The organism is Tropicimonas sediminicola (genome assembly GCF_900188335.1).
In the GTDB taxonomy this organism is placed as follows: Bacteria; Pseudomonadota; Alphaproteobacteria; order Rhodobacterales; family Rhodobacteraceae; genus Tropicimonas; species Tropicimonas sediminicola.
The window spans coordinates 23,332-45,976 of sequence record NZ_FZOY01000006.1 but is presented as its reverse complement, the minus strand read 5'-3'; the positions used below and the strand labels follow the sequence as shown (position 1 = coordinate 45,976).

At 66.7% G+C, this 22,645-nt stretch carries 25 protein-coding genes; 11 read left to right on the top strand and 14 right to left on the bottom strand.

What is annotated here, in order from left to right; genetic code table 11:
- Positions 1 to 8: 8 nt before the first annotated feature.
- Positions 9 to 1,376 (bottom strand): class II 3-deoxy-7-phosphoheptulonate synthase, encoded by a 1,368-nt coding sequence (locus CHB86_RS15520; protein WP_089233998.1) that lies wholly within the window; start codon positions 1,374 to 1,376, stop codon positions 9 to 11.
- 207 nt (positions 1,377 to 1,583) lie between these two features.
- On the opposite strand from CHB86_RS15520, the gene CHB86_RS15515 reads away from it, so the two are divergent.
- On the top strand, positions 1,584 to 2,600 hold the full coding sequence (locus CHB86_RS15515; RefSeq protein WP_089233997.1) for a GlxA family transcriptional regulator: 1,017 nt from the start codon (positions 1,584 to 1,586) through the stop codon (positions 2,598 to 2,600).
- A gap of 6 nt (positions 2,601 to 2,606) precedes the next feature.
- On the opposite strand, the gene CHB86_RS15510 is transcribed toward CHB86_RS15515, so the two are convergent.
- Both CHB86_RS15510 and CHB86_RS15505 read right to left on the bottom strand, forming a co-directional pair.
- A complete protein-coding gene (locus tag CHB86_RS15510) occupies positions 2,607 to 2,996 on the bottom strand; it encodes a lysozyme inhibitor LprI family protein (protein WP_089233996.1) in 390 nt (129 codons plus the stop codon).
- A gap of 43 nt (positions 2,997 to 3,039) precedes the next feature.
- Positions 3,040 to 3,468 carry a hypothetical protein gene (locus CHB86_RS15505; RefSeq protein ID WP_089233995.1) on the bottom strand — a complete coding sequence of 143 codons (429 nt, stop codon included), beginning with the start codon at positions 3,466 to 3,468 and terminating at the stop codon, positions 3,040 to 3,042.
- Between the two features lie 173 nt (positions 3,469 to 3,641).
- On the opposite strand from CHB86_RS15505, the gene CHB86_RS15500 reads away from it, so the two are divergent.
- From CHB86_RS15500 to CHB86_RS15465, 8 genes are all read left to right on the top strand, one after another.
- A complete protein-coding gene (locus CHB86_RS15500; RefSeq protein WP_089233994.1) occupies positions 3,642 to 4,820 on the top strand; it encodes an ABC transporter substrate-binding protein in 1,179 nt (392 codons plus the stop codon).
- Between the two features lie 135 nt (positions 4,821 to 4,955).
- A complete protein-coding gene (locus tag CHB86_RS15495; protein WP_089233993.1) occupies positions 4,956 to 5,747 on the top strand; it encodes an ABC transporter ATP-binding protein in 792 nt (263 codons plus the stop codon).
- Between the two features lie 73 nt (positions 5,748 to 5,820).
- Positions 5,821 to 6,537, top strand: coding sequence for an ABC transporter ATP-binding protein (locus CHB86_RS15490; protein WP_089233992.1), 717 nt, complete (start codon positions 5,821 to 5,823; stop codon positions 6,535 to 6,537).
- Entirely contained in the window at positions 6,537 to 6,884 is a 348-nt protein-coding gene (locus CHB86_RS15485; RefSeq protein WP_089233991.1) for a lysozyme inhibitor LprI family protein, read from the top strand. Before CHB86_RS15490 ends, CHB86_RS15485 begins: the two co-directional genes overlap by 1 nt.
- Positions 6,884 to 7,894, top strand: coding sequence for a branched-chain amino acid ABC transporter permease (locus CHB86_RS15480; RefSeq protein ID WP_089233990.1), 1,011 nt, complete (start codon positions 6,884 to 6,886; stop codon positions 7,892 to 7,894). The genes CHB86_RS15485 and CHB86_RS15480 overlap by 1 nt, the downstream gene beginning before the upstream one ends.
- Positions 7,891 to 9,186, top strand: a complete 1,296-nt coding sequence (locus CHB86_RS15475) for a branched-chain amino acid ABC transporter permease (protein ID WP_089233989.1) — start codon at positions 7,891 to 7,893, stop codon at positions 9,184 to 9,186. The genes CHB86_RS15480 and CHB86_RS15475 overlap by 4 nt, the downstream gene beginning before the upstream one ends.
- A gap of 108 nt (positions 9,187 to 9,294) precedes the next feature.
- Complete coding sequence (locus CHB86_RS15470; RefSeq protein ID WP_176442898.1) at positions 9,295 to 10,308, top strand: hypothetical protein; 1,014 nt, start codon at positions 9,295 to 9,297, stop codon at positions 10,306 to 10,308.
- A 40-nt stretch (positions 10,309 to 10,348) separates the two neighbouring features.
- Complete coding sequence (locus tag CHB86_RS15465; protein ID WP_089233987.1) at positions 10,349 to 10,729, top strand: hypothetical protein; 381 nt, start codon at positions 10,349 to 10,351, stop codon at positions 10,727 to 10,729.
- A gap of 4 nt (positions 10,730 to 10,733) precedes the next feature.
- Here the strand turns inward: CHB86_RS15465 and CHB86_RS15460 are convergent, their stop codons facing one another.
- From CHB86_RS15460 to CHB86_RS15450, 3 genes are read right to left on the bottom strand one after another with little or no spacing between them, the layout of a single operon-like run.
- Complete coding sequence (locus CHB86_RS15460) at positions 10,734 to 12,206, bottom strand: carboxypeptidase M32 (RefSeq protein ID WP_089233986.1); 1,473 nt, start codon at positions 12,204 to 12,206, stop codon at positions 10,734 to 10,736.
- 3 nt (positions 12,207 to 12,209) lie between these two features.
- Positions 12,210 to 13,364, bottom strand: coding sequence for a heme A synthase (gene ctaA / locus CHB86_RS15455; RefSeq protein WP_089233985.1), 1,155 nt, complete (start codon positions 13,362 to 13,364; stop codon positions 12,210 to 12,212).
- Positions 13,365 to 13,383: 19 nt separating this feature from the next.
- Positions 13,384 to 14,124, bottom strand: coding sequence for an RNA methyltransferase (locus tag CHB86_RS15450; RefSeq protein WP_089233984.1), 741 nt, complete (start codon positions 14,122 to 14,124; stop codon positions 13,384 to 13,386).
- Positions 14,125 to 14,254: 130 nt separating this feature from the next.
- Here CHB86_RS15450 and CHB86_RS15445 point away from each other — a divergent pair, with 130 nt between their 5' ends.
- A complete protein-coding gene (locus CHB86_RS15445) occupies positions 14,255 to 14,872 on the top strand; it encodes a thiamine phosphate synthase (RefSeq protein WP_089233983.1) in 618 nt (205 codons plus the stop codon).
- A gap of 68 nt (positions 14,873 to 14,940) precedes the next feature.
- Here the strand turns inward: CHB86_RS15445 and olsA are convergent, their stop codons facing one another.
- From olsA to CHB86_RS15430, 3 genes are all read right to left on the bottom strand, one after another.
- Positions 14,941 to 15,786 carry a lyso-ornithine lipid O-acyltransferase gene (olsA, locus tag CHB86_RS15440; RefSeq protein ID WP_089233982.1) on the bottom strand — a complete coding sequence of 282 codons (846 nt, stop codon included), beginning with the start codon at positions 15,784 to 15,786 and terminating at the stop codon, positions 14,941 to 14,943.
- On the bottom strand, positions 15,783 to 16,559 hold the full coding sequence (olsB, locus tag CHB86_RS15435) for an L-ornithine N(alpha)-acyltransferase (protein WP_089233981.1): 777 nt from the start codon (positions 16,557 to 16,559) through the stop codon (positions 15,783 to 15,785). The genes olsA and olsB overlap by 4 nt, the downstream gene beginning before the upstream one ends.
- Before the next feature lie 182 nt (positions 16,560 to 16,741).
- Positions 16,742 to 16,921 (bottom strand): DUF3553 domain-containing protein, encoded by a 180-nt coding sequence (locus CHB86_RS15430; RefSeq protein ID WP_089234207.1) that lies wholly within the window; start codon positions 16,919 to 16,921, stop codon positions 16,742 to 16,744.
- Positions 16,922 to 16,949: 28 nt separating this feature from the next.
- Between CHB86_RS15430 and CHB86_RS15425 the strand changes: the two genes are divergently transcribed.
- Positions 16,950 to 17,561: a histidine phosphotransferase family protein gene (locus CHB86_RS15425; protein WP_089233980.1), complete on the top strand. Its 612-nt coding sequence runs from the start codon at positions 16,950 to 16,952 to the stop codon at positions 17,559 to 17,561.
- A gap of 25 nt (positions 17,562 to 17,586) precedes the next feature.
- Here CHB86_RS15425 and CHB86_RS15420 read toward each other — a convergent pair whose 3' ends face one another.
- From CHB86_RS15420 to CHB86_RS15400, 5 genes are read right to left on the bottom strand one after another with little or no spacing between them, the layout of a single operon-like run.
- Positions 17,587 to 18,840, bottom strand: coding sequence for a glutamate-5-semialdehyde dehydrogenase (locus CHB86_RS15420; RefSeq protein ID WP_089233979.1), 1,254 nt, complete (start codon positions 18,838 to 18,840; stop codon positions 17,587 to 17,589).
- Between the two features lie 26 nt (positions 18,841 to 18,866).
- Positions 18,867 to 19,994, bottom strand: coding sequence for a glutamate 5-kinase (proB, locus tag CHB86_RS15415; RefSeq protein WP_089233978.1), 1,128 nt, complete (start codon positions 19,992 to 19,994; stop codon positions 18,867 to 18,869).
- Entirely contained in the window at positions 19,982 to 21,037 is a 1,056-nt protein-coding gene (gene obgE / locus CHB86_RS15410; RefSeq protein ID WP_089233977.1) for a GTPase ObgE, read from the bottom strand. The genes proB and obgE overlap by 13 nt, the downstream gene beginning before the upstream one ends.
- On the bottom strand, positions 21,034 to 22,089 hold the full coding sequence (locus CHB86_RS15405) for a GNAT family N-acetyltransferase (RefSeq protein ID WP_089233976.1): 1,056 nt from the start codon (positions 22,087 to 22,089) through the stop codon (positions 21,034 to 21,036). The genes obgE and CHB86_RS15405 overlap by 4 nt, the downstream gene beginning before the upstream one ends.
- Positions 22,090 to 22,635 (bottom strand): GNAT family N-acetyltransferase, encoded by a 546-nt coding sequence (locus CHB86_RS15400; RefSeq protein ID WP_089233975.1) that lies wholly within the window; start codon positions 22,633 to 22,635, stop codon positions 22,090 to 22,092.
- Positions 22,636 to 22,645: the final 10 nt, after the last annotated feature.

Below are 22,645 nucleotides of genomic sequence, written 5' to 3'. Positions count from 1 at the left end.
CGGCGATGTTAGATCGCCGCGCGAGCTTCCTCGCGGCGGTTCGAAAGCTCTTCGGCCACCAGGAAGGCCAGTTCCAGCGACTGGCTGGCGTTCAGCCGCGGATCACAGGCCGTGTGGTAGCGATCGCTCAGGTCCTCTTCTGTCACTTCGCGCACGCCGCCAGTGCACTCGGTCACGTCCTGGCCGGTCATCTCGAAATGCACGCCGCCGGGAACGGTGCCCTGCTCGCGGTGGACCGCGAAGAACTCCCGCACCTCGCCGAGCACCCGGTCGAACGGCCGGGTCTTGTAACCGGTCGCGGACTTGATCGTGTTGCCATGCATCGGGTCGCAGACCCAGACCACGTTGGCGCCCTCTTCCCGCACGGTCTCGATCAGGCGCGGCAGGTGCTCGCCGACCTTGCCCGCGCCGAAGCGCGAGATCAGCGTCAGCCGGCCGGCCTCGTTCTCCGGGTTGAGCTTGGCCATCAGCACCTTGAGGTCCTCGGTTGTCATCGAGGGGCCGCACTTCAGGCCGATCGGGTTGATCACGCCACGGCAGAACTCCACGTGGGCGCCGTCCGGCTGACGGGTCCGGTCACCGATCCAGAGCATGTGGCCCGAGCCGGCGATGGTCTGGCCGGTGGTCGAGTCGACGCGGGTCAGCGCCTCTTCGTATTCCAGCAGCAGGGCCTCGTGGCTGGTGTAGAAATCCACGGTGCTCATCGTGGCGATCCGGTCCGAGTTCAGGCCGGCTGCGGACATGAAGCTGAGCGCGTCGGAGATGCGGTTCGACAGCTCGCGGTAGCGCTCCGCCTTGTCGGCCTCGGCAAAGCCGGTCGTCCAGGAATGGACGCGGTGAATATCGGCAAAACCACCCGTCGAGAAGGCGCGCAGCAGGTTCAGCGAGGCGGCAGCCTGCGTGTAGGCCTGCAGCATCTTCTCAGGGTTCGGGATACGGGCCTCGGAGGTGAACTCCAGCTCGTTGATGATGTCCCCGCGGTAGCTCGGCAGCTCCACGCCGCCCTTGGCTTCGGTCGGCGCCGAACGCGGCTTGGCGAACTGCCCGGCCATCCGGCCGACCTTCACCACAGGCACTTTCGCGCCGTAGGTCAGGACGACGGCCATCTGCAGCATGACCTTGAACGTCTCGCGGATCGCGTCGGCAGAGAACTCGGCGAAGCTTTCGGCGCAATCGCCCCCCTGCAACAGGAACGCCTCGCCCCGGGCGGCCTTGGCCAGCTCGGCGCGCAGCTTGCGGGATTCCCCGGCAAAGACCAGCGGCGGATACTTGGAAAGACGCGCCTCGACTGCCTCCAATGCGGCGGAATCGGGATAGTCAGGCATCTGTACCCGCGGCTTGGCGCGCCAGTCAGATTTTTTCCAGACCCGTGTCATGTCGTCCTCCAGGGGTGAGATCTTTGTCAGTCCGCGGTGTATATCCAAGACGTCCCGGGATGGAAACGGGAAATGTTCGGACGTCAGGCGCATTCGCGGCGCAACTTTCGTTCGGCAGTCGCGCGCGGGACGCGGGGGCATGGCCTTACCTCTTGCGGCGGCAGGGATTTCCGTTTTCGATGTGAAAACGATGCTGCGAGAGGGCTCATGGAATCCAGCGACACCACTCCCGTGCCGGTCGTCGAAGTCACGACGGATACCGGACGCCCGCGGAGGTTCATCTTCGTGCTGCTGGATCAGTTCACAATGCTTTGTTTTGCTTGCGCAATCGAGCCTCTGCGCATCGCCAACCGGATGTCCGGCAAGCAGCTCTATTCCTGGCTGACCGCCGGCGAGGGCGGAGAACGGGTCGCCTGCTCGAACGGGGTCGAGTTCATGCTCGACATGGATCTGGATGAGGTGAGCCGCGAGGATACGGTGATGGTCTGCGGCGGCATCGACGTGCAGAGCGCGACGACCAAGCGGCTGTTGAACTGGATCCGGCGCGAGGCCCGGCGCGGCGCCACCATGGGTGGGCTCTGCACCGCGAGCTACACCCTCGCCAAGGCCGGCCTGCTCGATGGAAAGCGGGCCACTATCCACTGGGAGAACCAGGACAGCTTTTCCGAGGAGTTCGAAGACGTTACACTCACGAAGTCGGTCTTCGTGATGGATGGCAACCGGTTCACCACCGCCGGTGGGACGGCCTCCATCGACCTGATGCTCAAGATCATCGCCGACGACCACGGCGAGGAGCTGGCCGGCGCGGTGGCCGACCAGCTGATCTATTCCTCGATCCGCACGGACCAGGACACCCAGCGGCTATCGATCCCGACCCGGATCGGCGTGCGGCACCCGAAACTGAGCCAGGTCATCCAGATGATGGAGCAGAACCTCGAGGAGCCGATCAGCCCGTCGATCCTGGCCACCGAGGTCGCGCTGTCCACGCGGCAACTCGAACGGCTGTTCCGGCGCTACCTGAACCGCAGTCCGAAGCGGTATTACATGGAGTTGCGGCTGCAGAAGGCGCGCAACCTGCTGATGCAGACCGACATGAGCGTGATCAACGTGGCGCTGGCCTGCGGGTTCACCTCGCCCAGTCACTTCTCCAAGTGCTACCGGGCGCACTACCAGACCACGCCCTATCGCGAGCGCGGCGCGCAGGCGGCGCGGCTGTCGATCTGACGCCGCCTAGTTGGCGAGATTCAGAAGCACCTCGACCCGGTCCCGGCCGAGCATCACCCGGCAGGAAGCGATGGCGATCCCGGTACCGCTGCCGCCGCCGTAGGTGGCGCCGACATGCTCGCAATGGGCATCCCGATAGGCCGACCAGGCAGCCTGCGCGGCTTCGAGCGCGGGAACGGAACTGGCGCGCCCGGTGACGGAGTCGAGCTCACCGGCCGCTCCCATCGCGAATCCAAGTGAAACTTCAACCGCTTTATCAACCGCTTCCAGCGCGGTGTTCACGCATTCCGAGATCTCGATCTGGCTTGAGCCGTTGCATTCCAGGTCCGGGCCGGCCGCCGCCGGAATTGCCGCCAGCGCGGCCGTCGCGGCTACCACACAAGCCAAGGTTCTCATCGCTCACTCCCGTTTTCCATGCCAATCCCTTCCCGATCGCGCCTCAGAACATCGACAGCACCGGCGCCGGCGACGCGTGGATCGCGAAGTTCACGACGACCAGCCCGTCGTCGCGTTCGTGCAGCAGAATATAGACGAAAGCATAGGTCTCGCCGACCCAGAAAGCCCGCGCTTCCTGCGAGAAACCGTTGCCAAGATCCTGCGTGCGAAGAACTTCGCTGTTCTCGAAATCCTGCGGGAAGCTCTGACGCGATTGCTCGGTGATCCTCTGCACGTCCGCGAGCGTCAGTCGGTCGCCCCCGCCCATCCGTTGCAGGAGCGCACCGAAAGCGCGTCTGTTGACCATGTCCGTGACGAAACTGTCGAAGGCGGCATAATCCTCGAAGACGGAGACGCGCTCCTGGGCCGCGCCCGGAAGGGTCGACAGGAAAACCGTCGCGGCGATCAGGCCGGCGAACATCTTTTGGCGCATCGTTCCCTCCGGTTTCCGGCGCCCCCTGTCCCGGGCGGCGCAGCAATAGCTGCCTTGCGGTGCGACCCTCCGCCTCTGCCGGAGCCTGCGCACCGCGATCTCTGGCGCTTCCCATTTCCACAAATGCCCCATAACGTGGCGACCGGACAAGAGATCCAACTGGGAGACCACCAATGAAGAAATTGCTGTTGGCGAGTGCCGCAACCATGCTCGCCCCTGCCGCAATGGCCGAAGACATCAAGCTCGGCGTGCTGCTGGGCTTCACCGGCCCGATCGAATCCATGGCCGTGAACATGGGCGCTGGCGCCGAACTGGCGATCCAGGAAGTCAGCGAGAGCGGCGCGCTGCTCGACGGCTCCACCGTGACCCCGGTGCGCGGCGACTCGACCTGCATCGACGCCGCCGCCGCGACCGCCGCGGCCGAGCGTCTGATCACCTCCGATGGCGTGAACGGCATCGTGGGCGCCGCCTGCTCCGGCGTGACCGGCGCGGTGCTGCAGAACGTCGCCCGCCCGAACGGCATGGTCATGATTTCGCCCTCCGCGACCTCGCCGGCGCTGTCGACCGCCGAGGATGACGGCCTGTTCTTCCGCACGCCCCCGTCCGACGCCCGCCAGGGCGTGGTGATGGCCGAGATCCTGAACGAGAAGGGCGTCGGCGAAGTTGCGCTGACCTACACCAACAACGACTACGGCAAGGGCCTTGCCGACAGCTTCCAGGCGGCTTTCGAGGGACTTGGCGGCACCGTGACCATCGTCGCGGCGCACGAGGACGACAAGGCGGACTACTCGGCCGAAGTCGGTGCGCTGGCCTCCGCCGGCGGTGAGGTGCTCGTGGTTGCCGGCTATGCCGACCGAGGCGGCGCGGGCATCGTGCGCGCCTCGATCGACACCGGCGCCTTCGAAACGTTCCACTTCCCGGACGGCATGGTCTCTGATGCCACGGTCGAGAAGTTCGGCAGCGAAGTCGACGGCTCCGCCGGCCAGCTTCCGGGCTCCGACAGCCCCGGCGCCGAGAAGTTCGCCGAAGTCGTGGGCGACGCCTTCGATCCGACCTCGATCTTCGCGGGCGAGAGCTATGACGCCGCGGCGCTGATCATGCTGGCCATGCAGGCTGCCGGTTCCAGCGATCCCAAGGTCTACAAGGACAAGGTGATGGACGTCGCCAACGCGCCGGGCGAGCAGATCCTGCCGGGTGAACTGGCCAAGGGCCTCGAGATCCTCGCCGGTGGCGGCGAGATCGACTACGTCGGTGCGACCGCGGTCGAGTTCATCGGCGGCGGCGAATCCGCGGGCAACTTCCGCGAGGTCGTCGTCCAGGACGGCAAGTTCGAGACGGTCGGCTACCGCTGATCCCTCGCGTCCCGGGCGGCCCTCTTGCCGTCCGGACATACTTGACGTAACGACAGGCGGCCCGGGTCCTTCCCCGGGCCGTTTGCCTGACATAAGACCACCTGCCAGAAAGTCGGGCAGAACCTGGGAAAGTGCATGATACGGGTCGAGAACCTCCACAAGCATTTCGGCGGTTTCCACGCCTGCGACGGCGCGTCGATCGAGATCGCCGAGGGCTCAATCACCGGCCTGATCGGCCCCAACGGCGCCGGCAAGAGCACGCTCTTCAACGTCATCGCCGGTGTGCTGCCGCCGACCTCGGGCCGCGTCTTCATGGGCGACGAGGAAATCACCGGCCTGCCGCCGCACGAGCTGTTCCACAAGGGGCTTCTGCGCACCTTCCAGATCGCGCACGAGTTCTCCTCGATGACCGTGCGCGAGAACCTGATGATGGTGCCTGGCGGGCAATCCGGCGAGACGCTCTGGAACACCTGGTTCAAGCGGTCCCTGATCGCACAGGAAGAGGCCGCGTTGCGCAAGAAAGCCGACGAAGTCCTTGAATTCCTGACAATCGATCACCTGGCCGACGAGAAGGCCGGCAACCTCTCCGGCGGCCAGAAGAAGCTCCTGGAGCTCGGCCGCACGATGATGGTCGATGCGAAGATCGTGTTCCTCGACGAGGTCGGCGCCGGGGTGAACCGCACCCTGCTGCGCACCATCGGCGACGCGATCATCCGGCTCAACGAGGAGCGCGGCTATACCTTCTGCCTGATCGAGCACGACATGGATTTCATCGGCCGTCTCTGCGACCCGGTGATCTGCATGGCCGAGGGCAAGGTGCTCGCCACGGGCAAGGCCGCCGAGATCATGCAGGACGAGCGCGTGATCGAGGCCTATCTCGGGACCGGCCTGAAGAACCGGGCCAAGGCCGGGGCCGCTGCCGGATGAACCGCCGCGCGCCGCACCCGCTCCCGTCCAGGGACGCCGCGCGCGTCCGCTCCCACGAACCAATGAGCTGCCAATGAGCGAACCCTTCCTGATCGGCGACCGCATGTCGGGTGGCTATGGCCAGGGCCCGAACATCCTGCACGGCTGCACCATCGCGGTCGACAAGGGCCAGATCGCCGTGATCGTCGGCCCCAACGGCGCCGGAAAATCCACCGCGATGAAGGCCGTTTTCGGCATGCTCGACGTCCGCGAAGGCGCGGTGCGGCTCGACGGCGAGGACATCACCGCGCTCACGCCGCAGGACCGTGTCGGCAAGGGCATGGCCTTCGTTCCGCAGACTAACAACATCTTCACCTCGATGACCGTCGAGGAGAATCTCGAGATGGGTGCCTTTCTCCGCGAAGACGACATTTCCCAAACGATGGCGCAGGTTTACGAGCTGTTCCCGATCCTGAAGGACAAGCGCCGACAGGCCGCAGGCGAGCTCTCGGGCGGACAGCGCCAGCAGGTCGCCGTCGGCCGCGCGCTGATGACCCAGCCCACCGTGCTCATGCTTGACGAGCCAACCGCCGGCGTCTCGCCCATCGTGATGGACGAGCTTTTCGACCGTATCATCGAGGTCGCGCGCACCGGCATCTCGATCCTGATGGTGGAGCAGAACGCCCGGCAAGCGCTTGAAATCGCAGACAAGGGCTATGTGCTCGTGCAGGGCCGCAATGCCCACACGGGCACCGGCAAGGACCTTCTGGAAGACCCCGAAGTGCGCCGCACCTTCCTGGGAGGCACGTGATGAAAGCCATGCCCCTGATCATTGCCGCGGTCGTCTCGTCCGGGCCCAGCCTTGCACAGACATTTCAGTGCCAGTTCACCAGCGAATGCTTCGAAACCGAGGCCTGTGCCGAAAGCGCCTATGACATGACGGTCCGGCTCGAGGGCGACATCGCCCGTCTGTCCGCCGTCGATGGCGATTTCGACGGAACCGCGGCGCCGCTTGGCGACGGCAATCTCATCCGCTTCGCCAGCGGTTTCGGCCCGGCCATGCTCACCATCCATGGCGATGCCGCCCGTTTCTCCACTCACGGCGTAGCTGACGCCATGATGGTGAACTACTCCGGCACCTGCCGGGAGGTGGAATAATGGATATTCTCAACGCCTTCGTGGCGCTTCTCAACTTCGTCATCATCCCGGCCACGGCCTATGGCAGCCAGCTCGCGCTCGGCGCCCTGGGGGTGACGCTGATCTACGGCATCCTGCGCTTCTCGAACTTCGCCCACGGCGACACGATGGCCTTTGGCGCAATGGTGACGATCCTGTTTACCTGGGCCTTCCAGGCGATGGGCCTGTCGATCAGCCCGCTGCCGACCGCCCTGCTCGCGCTTCCCATCGGCATCGCCTTCACCGCCGGCATGATGCTGTTGACCGACAAGTGGGTCTATCGCTTCTACCGAAAGCAGAAGGCCAAGCCGATCATCCTCGTGATGGTCTCTCTGGGCGTGATGTTCGTCCTCAACGGGATCGTGAGGGTGATCATCGGTGTCGACGAGCAGCAGTTCAATGACGGCGAGCGCTTCATCATCAAGGCCGGTGACTTCAAGAAGATGACCGGTCTCGACGAGGGGCTCGCCTTCAAGACCTCGCAGGGCCTCACGATCATCGTGACGATCATCGCGGTGATCGCGCTCTTCTGGTTCCTGAACCGGACCCGCACCGGCAAGTCGATGCGCGCCTATTCCGACAACGAGGACCTCGCGCTGCTCTCCGGCATCAACCCCGAAAAGGTCGTGCGCGTGACATGGATCCTCGCCGCGATCCTCGCCACCACGGCGGGCGTGCTCTACGGGCTCGACAAGGCGTTCAAGCCCTTCACCTATTTCCAGCTTCTGCTGCCGATCTTCGCCTCCGCCATCGTCGGCGGCCTCGGAAACCCGCTGGGCGCCATCGCGGGGGGCTACGTGATTGCGTTCTCCGAGGTCATGCTGACCTATGCCTGGAAGAAGGTGGCGACCTACGTGCTGCCCGAGAGCCTCGCGCCTGACGGGCTCGTCCAGCTCCTGTCGACCGACTACAAGTTCGCGGTGTCCTTCGCGATCCTCGTCATCGTGCTGATTTTCAAGCCGACCGGTCTGTTCAAGGGGAAATCGGTATGAACAAGAACCTCCTCCTCTTCGGCCTTGTTGCGCTGCTCTATATCGGCACCGGTGTCCTGCAGAGCTGGAACACCGCTCTCGCGATCTTCAACATGGGTCTGATCTCGGCGATCATGGCCCTCGGCGTGAACATCCAGTGGGGCTATGCCGGGCTCTTCAACGTCGGCATCATGGGGTTCGTGGCGCTCGGCGGGCTTGCCACCGTGCTGGTGTCCATGCCGCCCGTGGGCGAGGCCTGGGCAGCTGGCGGGCTGCGCATGATCGCCGCGCTGGCGATGGGGGCCGCCACCGTCATCGCCGGGGTGCTCACCTACAAGCGCATGCCCAAGGGACGGAACCGCAGCCTTGCCGTACTGGGGATCTTCCTCGTCGGATTCATCCTGTACCGGATGCTGTTCGACCCGGCGCGCGACCTGATCGAGGCCGTCAATCCTGCCTCCACCGGTTACCTCGGCGGCATGGGCCTGCCGATCCTGCTGGCCTGGCCGCTCGGCGGGCTGCTCGCGGCAGGGGCCGCCTGGGCGATCGGCAAGACGGCGCTCGGGCTGCGCTCCGACTACCTGGCCATCGCCACGCTCGGCATCGCGGAGATCATCATCGCCGTGATGAAGAACGAGGACTGGATGGCCCGCGGGGTGAAGAACGTGGTCGGCCTGCCCCGCCCTGTCCCCTACGAGGTCGACCTGCAGGAGAGCGCCGATTTCGTCGCCAATGCCACCTGGCTCGGGCTCGACCCGGCCGCGGCCTCCTCGCTCTGGGTCAAGCTGCTCTATGCAGGGCTCTTTGCCGTGGTGCTTCTGGTGCTGATCTGGCTGACCCAGATGGCGCTGAATTCGCCATGGGGTCGGATGATGCGGGCGATCCGCGACAACGAGACCGCGGCCGAGGCCATGGGCAAGGACGTCACCCGCCGGCACCTGCAGATCTTCATCATCGGCTCGGCGATCTGCGGCATGGCAGGCGCGATGATGACCACGCTCGACGGCCAGCTCACTCCCGGCACCTACCAGCCGCTGCGCTTCACCTTCCTGGTCTGGGTGATGGTGATCGTCGGCGGCTCCGGCAACAACTGGGGTGCGGTGCTGGGCGGTTTCCTGATCTGGTGGCTCTGGATCCAGGTGGAACCGATCGGCGGCGCGATCATGGGCCTGCTCACCCTGCCCCTGCCCGAAGGGTCCGGCCTGAAGAGCCACCTGCTGGATTCCGTGCAGCATATCCGGCTGCTGACCATGGGCGTCGTGTTGCTGCTGGTGCTGCGGTTCAGCCCGCGCGGGCTCATTCCGGAGAAGTAGCGCGGAAACGGCTCCAAGGGTCCGCGAGACGCCAGGACCGGGCGCGGGCTATGCCGGCGCCCGGGGATGTGCTGTAACGTGCGCAGTTTCGATTGCTGGATTTCGAGGATGCGCGGGTTTCCATTGATGGCGTTGGCGGCAGGGGTGGCCCTTTTGCCCGGCCTTGCAGCGGCTGAGGCCGCTGGCCTGGACGCTCTCCGCGGGGACGGCCAGTACGATGCGGTGACGATCGCCGGATTCACCCTCCCCTTGGAAGATGTCGAACGGCTCGTCGCGCAGGGCGTGATGACCTTCGACGCCGAGGCCGGGCGCTTTGCCTTTGGTCCGGACATCGGCTCTGAGCGCCAGCTCAGGCACGCCCTGCGACAATCATCCGACATCGAGGCTCGCGCGGTTGCCGATCTCTACCGCGCCAACAAGGTCGCCTTGCCGAATGGCGCGGCCCAGACGCTCACGGTGCCCTCCGGCTACGGTCCGGCAATCTTCTCCAACCAGCGCGGCGGCGTCTCCTTCGGGGTGGCCGTCGGTGGGGTAAGTCGGGTTCCCTATACCGACGAGCCCGATGGCGGGCTGTCACTTGGTGTGGGCTTCGGCAATGCGTTCGAGACCGTCGGCGTCTCGCTCGGGCTCGCGATCAATGACCTGTCCGATCCCGGGAACACCGACCGCTATTCCGCCGCCTTCCAGGTCAGCCGCTATCTCTGGGACGGGCTTTCAGTGGCCGTGGGCGGCGAGAACCTGGCCGTCGCCGAGACCGATGGGCAGGAAAGCTACTACGGCGTCGGAAGCTGGGCCTTCGACCCAGAGCACACCGCCCTGCCCTTTGCCGGCGTGGCGACGCTGGGCGTGGGCTCCGGCCGGTTTTCCGACATGACCGAACGCGACCTTGCAGAGGGCAAGCCGAACCGCGCCACGGGCGTTTTCGGCGCGATCTCGGTGGAAGTGACCCCGAGCGCCAATTTCGTGGCGGACTGGAACGGGCGGAATCTGACCGTTGGGGGAGCATTTCTGATCCCCGGCACGGGTATATCTGTTAGGCTCGGCGTCAGGGACCTGACCGGAAACAGCGGCGACGGCCCGCGCCTGACCGGATCGGCAGGTCTGACCCTGGTCCGGTTCTGATTTTGGGGCCACGTATCGTTACAGGACGGAGCGACTTGCAATGACCAAATTCCTTTGCCTCAGCCTGGCTGTCGGCCTCGCGATTGCCGCGGCCGCCCCCGCCTCGGCCGCTTCGCGGGATTCCGATGGCGACGTGACCTCGGTGATCGCGCCGACGTGGCAGGGCGACCCGAAGATCATCTATCGCTTCGATGCGATCGGCAGCCCCATCGAACTGACAACTGCGGAAATCGACGCCGTGACGGATGCCGGCGGTGGCACGTTGCGCGCTGGCGGCGAGGTCTTTGCCGTGGAGACCGAGAAGGGTGCGGTCATTCTGCGCCACGTGGCAACCGGCGAACGCCACCCCGGCGTGCCGATCCGCGTGTCCAGCGGAGGCAAGGCCCTGCGGGTGAACCCGACGTCCTACGGGCTCGACTGACCGGTCAGAGGCCGTAAAGACCGCCGAACTTCGCTTCCAGGTAATCCAGCAACGGCGCGACCGAGATCGGCTCGCCCGTTGCGCCCTCGATCACCGCGCGCGGCGTCATCAGGGCGCCGTGCTGCTGCACCGCTTCGCGCAGCCAGCCTGTCGCCGGCGTGGCGTCGCCCCGGGCGAGCGCCTCCTCCCACTCTGGCACGGCCTGTTTCAGTGCCTTGAACAGGCAGCCGGCATAGACGTTGCCAAGCGTATAGGTCGGAAAATAGCCGAACAGCCCGACCGCCCAGTGAACGTCCTGCAGCACGCCGTTGGAGGCGCGGTCCACCTGGAGTCCGAAATCGTCGGCGAACCTGTCGTTCCAGGCCGCTTCCAGATCTGCGACCTCCAGATCCCCGCCGATCAGGGCGCGCTCCAGGTCGAAACGCATCAGGATGTGCAGGTTGTACTGCACCTCGTCGGCCTCGGTGCGGATGTAGCCGGGGCGCACCGCGTTGACTATGGCGTAGAAATGCTCGGGATCTTCCACACCGAAGCCGTCGAACGCCTCCCGGAACCGGCCATGCAGCCAGCCGGTGAAGGCGCGGCTGCGGCCGAGCTGGTTCTCGTAGATCCGGCTCTGGCTTTCGTGGACGCCCATGGAGACCCCGGCGCCGAGCGGGGTCAGAAGGAAATCCCGTTTGACGTTCTGCTCGTAGCAGCCGTGGCCGACCTCGTGGATCGTCGAGTAGAGGCAATTGAACGGGTCCGCAGGGTCGGTGCGGGTGGTGATGCGCGAGTCGAGCCCCTGCCCCGACGAGAACGGATGCACCGCCTTGTCGATCCGCTCGTGGTCGAAATCGTACCCGAAGGCGCGGGCGGTCTCGGTGGCGAGGCGCAGCTGGGCGGCCTCATCGAAATGTCCGTCCAGCCGGGAGACCCGTTCCCCCTGCTCCAGGACGGCCTCGCGCAGCGCCACGAGCCGGGGACGCATGGCGTCGAACATCGCGGTCAGGCTCGCGGCGGTCTCCCCGGCCTCGTAATCGTCGAGCAGCGCGTCGTAGAGGTCACCCCTGTCGGCCAGCGCCTCGGCCTCGCGCCGACGCAGGGACAGCACCTCCGACAGGGTCGGCGCAAAGGCGGTGAAGTTGTCGCTGGCGCGGGCCTCGGCCCAGATGCCCTGTGCAAGGCTGGTGGTGCGCGCGATGGCGGCTGCGAGGTCGGCGGGAACGCGCGTGGCCCGCAGGTGCTCGCGCCGGATCTCGCGCAGCTGGGCCTCGGCCACCGCGTCGGCGGGCTCGGCCGCGGCCAGCCAGTCGCTCACCCGCGGGTCTACCTTGCGGGCGTGCAGCACCGTCTCCAGCGCGGCCATCTCCTCGGCCCTCTGCGGCGCCGCTCCGGAGGGCATCACCGTCTCCTGGTCCCAGCCAAGCCGGCCCAGAACCTGCTTCAGCGCCTCGGTCTCGCGGGCATGCGCCATCAGCGCGTCATAGGCGGACATCGCTCAGAGCCCTTCCCGAACGGAGCTGGCCACCGGATAGCCGGCCAGGAACCGGGCCCTCAGGATCAGTACCCAGACCACCACGGCGACAAGCTGGTGGGTGATTGCCACGTGCCATTGCGCCTGCGTCAGCACCGCGACGATGCCGAGCACCACCTGCCCGAACACCATCACCAGCATCCAGTCGAAGGCTTGCCGGGTGCGGCGATGCGCCGAGCGGCGGCTGCGCGCCCAGACGAAGATCGCGAAGGCGAAGGCGATGTAACCCACGGTCCGGTGCATGAACTGCACCAGGCCCGCGTTCTCGAAGAAGTTGCGCCAGACCGGTTCGATCTCGAAGGGAAAGGGCGGCAGCACGCCGCCGGCCATCAGGGGCCAGGTCGGAAAGGCCCGGCCGGCGTCGATCCCGGCCACCAGGGCGCCAAGCAGGATCTGCAGGAAGACGAGATGCAGCAGCCCTGTCGAAAGCCCCCAGAGCTTCGCCTCCTTCTGGCGCCGCGCCTGCATGAGATCCCGCTCCGGACGCGAGAGCATCAAGACGTACCAGCCGATCAGGCCGAGGATCACGAAGGCGAGCCCGAGATGCACCGCGAGCCGGTAGGAGGCGACGTCGGTCATCTCGCCGCCGAGCCCGCTCGACACCATCCACCAGCCGATCGCACCCTGGACCCCGCCCAGAACGCCCGGCAACGCCAGGCGCCCGGTCCAGCCAACGGGGATCTTGCGCGCCGCCAGGAACCCGAGGAAGCCCACGGCCCAGACGAGGCCGATCACCCGGCCAAGCTGCCGGTGCCCCCATTCCCACCAGTAGATCGACTTGAACTCCTCCAGCGTCATCTCGCTGTTCTGGAGCTCGAATTCCGGGATCTGCTGGTATTTCTCGAACTCGACGTTCCAGGCCTCTTCCGACAGCGGCGGCACCGCACCGGTAACCGGCGCCCACTCGGTGATCGAGAGGCCGGAATCGGTAAGGCGCGTCAGGCCTCCGACGACGATCATCGCCACCACCATGGCGAAGAGCACGATGAGCCAGGCCCGGATCGCGCACCGCGCGCCGCCGCGGGCCTTGTCGATCACGCCGGTTTGCACGGGGCGCGCCTTCTGCGCCTCCGGCTTCTCCTCGCTCACCTCTTCGAAAATGCTGCGCTTGGCGGCCATGTCCTGCTCTCCTCTCGGCTCACTCGTCCGGTCGGTCGGTTTGGGATCTGCGCGGCTGCCGGGTCAGCTGCCGCAGCATGCCGTGAAATATCTGCACGTCGGCCCGGGTCAATGCCAGCCGCGACAGCATGTTGCGCACGGCGAGCTTCATTCCCGGCGCCTTGGTCTCGGGGAAGAAGAAACCGGCATCGTCGAGCTTCTGCTCGAAATGCTCGCCCAGCTTCTCGACCTCGATGGCGGTGGCGCGCTCGATCTCCGGCGCCTCGGCCGGCCCTTCGGTCTGGCGGCGCCATTCGTAGGCGGTCAGCAGCACGCATTGGGCGAGGTTCAGGGAAAAGAACTCCGGGTTCACAGGCACGGTGATGATCGCATGCGCGCGGGCGACGTCCTCGTTCTCGAGCCCCGCGCGTTCGGGGCCGAACATCACACCGACCTTGCCGCCGGCCTCCGTCACCGCACGCGCCTCGGCCATCGCGGCCTCGGGCGTCAGGACGGGCTTGGTCATGCCCCGCACCCGGGCAGTCGTGGCATAGACATGGGTGCAATCGCCGATCGCGTCGGCCACGCTGTCGAAATGGCCCGCATTGTCGAGGAGCCGCCCAGCCCCGCTGGCCAGCGCCACCGCGCGCGGATTGGGCCAGCCGTCGCGCGGGCTCACCAGCCGCATCCGGTCGAGGCCGAAGTTCCACATCGCCCGCGCCGCCCCGCCGATGTTCTCGCCCATCTGGGGACGTACGAGGATGAAGGTGGGCTGGGACATGGGCACTCCGTCGGTTTCAGATCCCCGACCTGATACGATGCGAGGGAACGGCCTTCAAGCAGCCATGGCGCCGGGGAAAAAAGGGCGCTATGAGAGGCGCCGATTGGCAGACAAGAAGCCGGAGAGACAGATGGCCGAGACAGAACAGCCGCAGATCTACCTGATCACCCCGCCCGAATTCGAGCTCTCCCGCTTCCCCGACGCGCTCGCCCGCGTTCTGGACTCCCGCGAGATCGCCTGTGTCCGTCTGGCGCTGGCCGGTCAGGACGAGGACCGGATCGCCCGCGCCGCCGACGCCTGCCGAACCGTGTGCCACGGGCGCGACGTGGCGATCGTGATCGAGCGGCATCTCCAGCTCGCCCTGCGGCACGGGCTTGACGGGGTCCACCTTGATGGCGCGCGCGGCATCCGGGATGCCCGCAAGGAACTGGGCGAGGACGGGATCGTCGGCGCCTTCTGCGGCACGTCGAGACACGACGGCATGAACGCCGGCGAGGCCGGGGCGGATTACGTGGCCTTCGGACCGGTCGGCGCAAGCGCGCTTGGCGATGGCTCCGTGGCGGAGGCCGATCTCTTTGCCTGGTGGACCGAGATGATCGAACTTCCGGTGGTGGCCGAGGGCGGGTTGACGCCGGAGCTTGTCCGGACGCTTGCGCCGATCACCGATTTCTTCGGGATCGGGGCGGAAATCTGGGGTCAGGACGACCCCGCAGAGGCGCTTGCCCGCCTCCTGTCCGCGGCGGATTGATCTCAGAACGTCTCTTCCCGGCCCGCGTCCCCGCGGGGGGGCGATTCTTCGTACGAAAAATCGTCGGCTTACCCTTTGGCCGGCGTCTCCCATGACAGCGGCAGCCCGCTGCGCACCTCCGCCTCGCAGCGCGCGGCGAGCGTCTTGCGATTTCCGTTGCCCGCAACCGGAACCGCCGGGTGATAGATCACCTCGACCGATCCCTGGCGCGGCGCGGCCAGGATCTTCAGAAGGTGCGGGCCGAAATCCATGTCGCCCCACCAACCGTAGAAACGCGGATCCGTTCCCTCAGGCGCGCGATAGACCAGCGTCACCGGCTGGATCTGCAGACTGTCCTTCAACCCGTCGTTCAGAAAGGCCTCGAAAAGCGTGGACTTGAACGGCAGCACCTGCCGCCCGTCGGTGCTGGTTCCCTCGGGAAAGAACAGCAACCTGTGTTCCGCCATCAGGCGCGCTTCGAACAGCGCCCGTTGGGCCGCGGCCTCCTTGCGGTCGCGGTTGATGAATACGGTGCCGGTGGCCCGCGCCAGCCAGCCGATGCCCGGCCAGCCCGCGACCTCGGCCTTGGAGACGAAATAGACGCTGTCGCCAGCGTTGAGCGCGAAGATGTCGAGCCAGCTCGCATGGTTCGAGACCACCGCCGCGCGCCCGCCCACGGGCCGGCCCACGACCTTGCGATGGATGCCGAGAAGCACGAAGGCGCTGCTGCAGACAAAGCGGGTGATCCAGGGGGTGACCGGGCGGCGCAGGCCAAAGATCGGCCGCTCGATCAGGCGCAGCAGCAGAAGCAGCCCAAGGCAGCCGAAGACGACGATCCCGAGTGGCAGGCCGCGGCGGATCACCCGGAACCAGTCGCGCGCTCCGAGCTTTCCGGGCCCGGGCGGCAGCTGGTCCGACTGCCAGGTCGCGCTCATCCGGCGCCGCCGGCATAGAGCGCGCGTTGCCGCTCCGGGATACGGTCGGTGTCCATCACCAGGCAGATGTCGGTGGTGTTGAAGCTCGCGTCCACGAAAGCGCCTTCGCCCACGTAACCGCCGAGCCGCAGGTATCCCTTGATCAGCGCGGGGATGGCGCGGACGGCGGCCGGCCGGTCGATCTGGTCCAGCGGCAGGATGTTCATCGCGGTGAAATGCTCCGGCAGCGCCCGGACCCGCAGCTCCGGCGGAGCGAGGTGGGAATGGTGCAGGAACGACAGCGGCTGCGCCAGCGCCTGCACGTCGGTGCCATGGAAGCTCGCGACGCCAAAGAGAATCCCGATGTCGCGTTGCACCACGTAGCGACCGAGCCCGTTCCAGAGATGATGCAGCGCCAGGCCGCCGCGGTACTCGGGATGAACGCAGGAGCGGCCAAGTTCCAGCAGGCTGCGCCCGGTCTCGACAAGGGGGGCCAGGTCGTATTCGCCGGCGCAATAGAATCCGCCGGCCGCTTCGGCCCGGTCCCCGGGCATGAGCCGGTAGACCCCCACGACGTGGTCGAGGGCCGCAGCGTCGCGGCGCCGGTCGACCAGGATCAGGTGATCGTAATGCGGGTCGAAGCGGTCCCGTTCAAAGCGGTTCTCATGGTCGACCAGCGGGCCGTCGCCGCCCAGCTCCTCCACGAAAACCGCATAGCGCAGACGCTGCGCCGCCAGCAGGTCCTGCTCTGTCTCCGCGAGGCGGATGTCGAAGGTCGTGTCTGTCGGGGTCATGCGGTTGCGGCGGTCCGTCGCTTGCAGATTGGTGGCCGGTCTTAGGCGCTCCCCCCGCGATTGGCAACCTCGGCGCGTCCCCGCTCTCCCCATATCCGGCGAATTGACCCTCCCTTGGCACCCGGTATGGTCGGACTGTTTCGGTAGCGCGTGGCAGTGATCGCGGGTCCTCCGGTCGCAGTTCAATCATACTCCGGGAGCAACCCGATAACCCGCCCATCGATGACCACCTTGCCAGCATTCTCGAAGTTTACCGTGATCCGATGCCCGATCCGGGACTGCACTTGCCCAAGCCCCCAATCGGGGCGGCCCGGGTGACGCACCAGTGCCCCCGGCTCGAGAAAGGCGTTCAGATCGTCCATATCCCACTCCCTCCAGGAATACCTGTACATGTCCAGTGATCATCCCCAACGCCGGCTCGACATCCCGGCCCTGATAGGCTCTCGCATCTGCCATGATCTGATAAGCCCGATCGGTGCGATTGGGAACGGTATCGAACTGCTTTCGATGGCCGGAGTCGGGGGCGGACCGGAATTGTCTCTGATCTCCGAGAGCGTGGCCAATGCCAATGCCCGGATCCGGTTCTATCGCCTGGCCTTCGGCCAATCGGGCCAGGACCAGGCCACGAGCCGCAGCGAGATCCTGTCGATCCTGCGCGATCTCTACGCTGGCTCCCGGATGGAGGTCTTCTGGCAGGTCAACAGCGATTGCCGCCGCGACGAGGCGAAGGCCGCGCTGTTGGCGCTGCAATGTCTCGAGAGCGCGATGCCCTATGGCGGACGGGCCGAGGTGACGCGCACGGACGGGCGGTGGCAGGTGGTCGGCACGGCCGCAAAGCTGCGGATCGACGAGGCGCTCTGGACGCCCCTCCTGACCGGCGCGGACGTCGAAGAGGTCACGCCGGCCCAGGTTCATTTCGCGTTGCTGCCCGACACGCTACAGGGGCTCGGGCGCAAGCTCGTTGTCACCCGGTCGGGCGAGCAGATAACCCTGGGATTCTGACGGCCCGCGCTCGGGCCGGCCGCGGTCAGGGGCGCAGCGTGCCGTCCCCGACCACGAGATACTTGAAGCTCGTCAGCTGCTCGGCGCCAACCGGGCCGCGGGCGTGCATCTTGCCGGTGGCGATGCCGATCTCCGCACCCATCCCGAATTCGCCCCCATCGGCAAACTGGGTCGAGGCGTTGTGCATGACGATGGCGCTGTCGACCCGCTCGAAGAAGCGCGCGACGGCCTCGGCATCCTCGGTCAGGATCGCCTCGGTGTGGCTGGAGCCGAACTCCCGGATATGGGCGATAGCTTCGTCAATATCGTCAACGACTTTCGCGGCGATCTTCATGTCAAGGAACTCGGTCCCGAAGTCGGAATCGGCCGCCTCGACACTGCCCTTGAGACCGCGGGCGCGCACCTCGACGCCAGCGGCGATCAGGTCGTCGACGATCTGCTGGCCGAGGGTTTCCGCGATGTCGCGATGGACAAGGAGGCATTCGGCGGAGCCGCAGATGCCGGTGCGGCGGGTCTTGGCGTTGAGCACGACGGCGCGGGCCTTGTCAGGGTCGGCGGACTTGTCGACGTAGACGTGACAGATCCCCTCGAGATGGGCAAAGACCGGCACCCGCGCCTCGCGCTGGACGAGGCCGACCAGCCCCTTGCCGCCGCGGGGCACGATCACGTCGATCGTGCCGGTCATCTGCAGCATCTCGGAAACGGCGGCACGGTCGCGGGTCGGCACGCGCTGGACCGCGTCCTCGGGCAGGTTCGCGGCCTTCAGCCCCTCGACGAGGCAGGCATGAATGGCGGCGGAGGAATGGAAGCTCTCCGACCCGCCGCGCAGGATCACCGCGTTGCCGGCCTTGAGGCAGAGCGCGCCGGCATCGGCGGTCACGTTGGGGCGACTTTCGTAGATCACGCCCACCACGCCGAGCGGGGTGCGGACGCGGCGGATGCGCAGGCCGGAGGGCATGTCCCACTCCGCGATGGTATCCCCCACCGGGTCCTTTTGCTCCGCCACAGTGCGCAGCCCGTCGACAATGCCCTGGATGCGGCCCTCGTCGAGCCGCAGCCGGTCCATCATCGCGTCGGTCAGACCCTTTTGGCGCCCGAACTCCATGTCCTTGGCGTTGGCGCTGATGATCTCGTCGCGGCGCGTCCAGACCGCGTCGGCGGCGGCGATCAGCGCCGCGTGTTTGCGCTCTGCGCTCGCATGGGCCAGTTCGGCGGCGGCGGCTTTGGCGCGGGCACCGATTTCGGCCATCAGGGCGGGAATGTCGGTCTGGTCTTTCATCTCGGTTCTTTCTGGGCGGCGGGCGGTCAGAGCGCCATGTCGTCTCGGTGGATCAAGGCGGCACGGCCGGGATAGCCGAGGATGGTCTCGATGTCACCGGATCTGTGACCGGCGATGGCGCGGGCCTCGGCGGCGGTGTAGCGGCAAAGCCCCTGCCCCAGCCGCCCGTCCGGGCCGATGATCGCAACCGGATCGCCGCGTCCGAAGCGGCCGGAGATGGCGGTGACGCCGGCGGGCAGCAGCGAGCGGCCCTCGGCCAGGGCCTCGGCGGCGCCGGCGTCGACGGTGATCTCGCCGCGCGGCTTCATGCTGGCGATCCAGCGCTTGCGGGCCGCCTGCGGGTCGCCCTCCGTCAGGAACCAGGTGCAGGCGGCGCCATTCTGAAGCGCCTTCAGCGGGCGGTCGACCGACCCTTCGGTGATGACCATGGCACAGCCGGCCTTTGTCGCCGTCTTGGCGGCCATGAGCTTGGTCTTCATGCCGCCACGCGACAGCCCCGAGGCGGCGTCGCCGGCCTGCGCCTCGATCTCCGGCGTGATGTGCTCGATCGCCTCGTAGCGGCAGGCCGTCGGGTCCGTCGTTGGATTGGCCGAGTAGAACCCGTCGACATCCGAAAGCAGCACCAGCTGATCCGCGCCCACGGTGACGGCAACCTGGGCGGCCAGCCTGTCATTGTCGCCGAAACGGATCTCGTCTGTGGCGATCGTGTCGTTCTCGTTGACAATCGGCACGACGCCGAGGCCGAGCAGCGTTTCCAACGTGGCGCGGGTGTTGAGGTAGCGGCGGCGGTCCTCGGAATCCTCGAGCGTCACAAGGACCTGCGCGGCCTTGATCCGGTGCGGCAGGAGCGCGGTGCGGTAGGCGCGCGCCAGCTCGATCTGGCCGACGGCGGCGGCGGCCTGGGATTGCTCCAGCGGCAGCGCGCCGGTGCCGAGCCCGAGGCTGGAGCGGCCAAGCGCGATGGAGCCGGAGGAGACGAGGATCACGTCTGTCCCGCGGGCCCGCGCCTCGGAGACGTCCAGCGCCAGGCCGGTCAGCCAATCCTCGCGCAGGGCGCCGGTTGCGCGATCCACCAGCAACGCCGAGCCGATCTTGACGACCAGCCGGCTGGCCTGCGCGATGGCAGGCAATTGGCGGGCGCTCAGGGTCTCCATCCCTCGGACTCCTCTTCCGTGCCGTCCTCGTCATCGTCCACGCGGTTGCGGCCGCGCGCGGCGTCGACCTCCGAGCGCAGGGCGCGCAGCACCGGGTTCAACCCCTCCCGGCTGACGCCGGACATCGGGTAGACGCGGCCGCCGGAGGCCTCCTCAAGCTCGGCGATCGCCGCGGCGCGGTGCTCGTCGTCGAGCGCGTCGATCTTGTTGAGCGCGGTGATGCGCGGCTTGTCGGCCAGCGCGCCGCCATAGGCTTCGAGTTCGCCGATGATCGTGCGGTAGTCGCCGGCAATGTCTTCGGACGTGCCGTCCACCAGGTGCAGCAGCACGGCGCAACGCTCGACATGGCCGAGGAAACGGTCGCCGATGCCCCTGCCCTCGTGCGCGCCTTCGATCAGGCCCGGAATGTCGGCCACGACGAATTCGGCATTGTCGACGCCGACGACCCCGAGGTTGGGATGCAGCGTGGTGAACGGGTAATCGGCGATCTTGGGGCGTGCGTTCGAGGTCGCCGCCAGGAAGGTGGACTTGCCGGCATTGGGCAGGCCCAGCAACCCGGCATCGGCGATCAGCTTGAGCCGCAGCCAGATCGTTCGTTCGACTCCCGGCTGGCCCGGGTTGGCGCGGCGGGGCGCCTGGTTCGTCGAGGTCTTGAAATGCAGGTTGCCGAAACCGCCGTTGCCGCCGCGGGCCAGAACCACGCGGTCGCCCACGTTGGCGAGATCGGCGATCACGGTCTCCTCGTCCTCGTCGAGGATCTCGGTGCCTGCAGGCACCCGCAGGATGATGTCGTTGCCATCGGCGCCGGTGCGCTGGCGGCCCATGCCCGGCGTGCCGTTCTTGGCGAAGAAGTGCTGCTGATAGCGGAAGTCGATCAGCGTGTTCAGACCGTCGACCGCCTCGGCGATCACGTCGCCGCCGTTGCCACCGTCGCCACCGTCCGGCCCGCCGTATTCGACGAACTTCTCGCGCCGGAACGACACGGCGCCGCCGCCTCCGGAACCGGAGCGGATATAGACCTTGGCGAGATCGAGAAATTTCATAGTCGGGCCTCGAAACGGGAACGCTCCAGCCGATAGTGCGAAACTGGCTCGGGCTCAAGGCGAAGGCGCGTCCGCGCGCCTAGCCTGTCACCCAGGTAGTCGAAGCCAAGCTTGCGCAGAACTACACCTGAAGCGGGGTTGTCGGTGTCGTGGTCGGCGTCCAGCGCCTTCAAGGGGAAGGCGCGGAAGACGGCAGGGATGAAAGCCTCCATGACCTCGGTGACCAGCCCCCTGCCCCACAGCGATTTTTCTACAAAATAGGCGACACTTGCGATGCCATCCTGATCCGCGGGCGAAAGGCCGGCCATGCCGATCAACTGGCCATTTCGATCCAATATTCCAAGCCGGAAACCGGGCCGCTCTTTCCAACGGCCTGCGGCAATCCAGTCCCGCGCCTCGTCCACCGGCCAAGGCGCGGGAATCGAGACAGTGTTTCGGGCGACCTCCGGGATGCCGCCGATTTCGGACAGCCGCGGTGCGTCCTCTGCCGTTAGGGGCCGGAGCACGCAGCGCGGCGTGGTCAGGTGCGGCAGGCTGCGCATCTCATGCCATTTCGCGCGGCTCAGCGTCATCCGGCGGCTGGGAAACTCCGCATCGCGGGCCCGGCAGAACATGGGCTTGCGCCCGGTATATTCGAACCCGAGCTTGCACAGCACGCCCCCCGAGCGCGCGTTGTCATCGAAATGACCGGAAGTGAGGTCGGGCGCCTCCGGGTTGGCGAACCACCGGTCAATTACGGCAAAGCCGGCCTCTGTGGCATAGCCTTGTCCCCATTCCGAGCGCGCCAGCCAGTAGCCAAGCGAGTCATCAATCGCCATTCCGCCGATCAGCGCACCCTTTCGGGTGATCGCCCAATAGTTCGGCTGCCTAGCCAGGGTTTCCAGATACCATTCCGCGTCGGCCGGCCCATAGGGATGAGGCACCGGAGCAAGCCACTTCGAGACCTCGAAGTCGCCGATCCCCTCGACAATGGCCGGAACGTCCGCCGCCCGGAAGGTCCGAAGTGTCAGGCGGGGCGTCTTGATCTCGATTTCGTCCCGCCTGTCAGTCATCTAGGAGAGCTTCTTGAGATAGGTCCAGGTTGGAACCGTGGCATTCCGGGCGACAGAGAAGACCTCGGCGTCGCCGAGATACTCGAAGCCGGCATTGGTCAGGATCCGCGCGGAGATCGGGTTGTCCTGAAACACCTCGGCAAAGATCGTGTCGCAGCCCTGCGGATTGGCGGCGAGCAGCGCCCCGACCGCCTCGGAAGCGAGGCCGGTGTGCCACATCACCGGGGCGACCCAGTAGCCGATTTCGGATTTCCGGGGCGCGTCAGCCATACGCGAGAGGCTGATCACGCCGACCAGCTCTCCAAGGCCGGCCGCGGTGCCGTCCATTGCCCAGACATCTTCCTTGCGGTCGTCGGCCAGGCTGCGGGAGATGAAGGCTTCGGTCGCACCGGGGGGCAGCGGATGCGGAATCGACCGGGTGGCCATCGCGACACGTTCGTCGCCGGCGTAAAGCTCCAGCAGACCCATGTCGGACTTCTGAAGCGGACGCAGCGTGACGCGTTCGGACTGTATGACCTTCTGGCCGGTGATCTTCTCTATCTGCATGTCGTTTCCC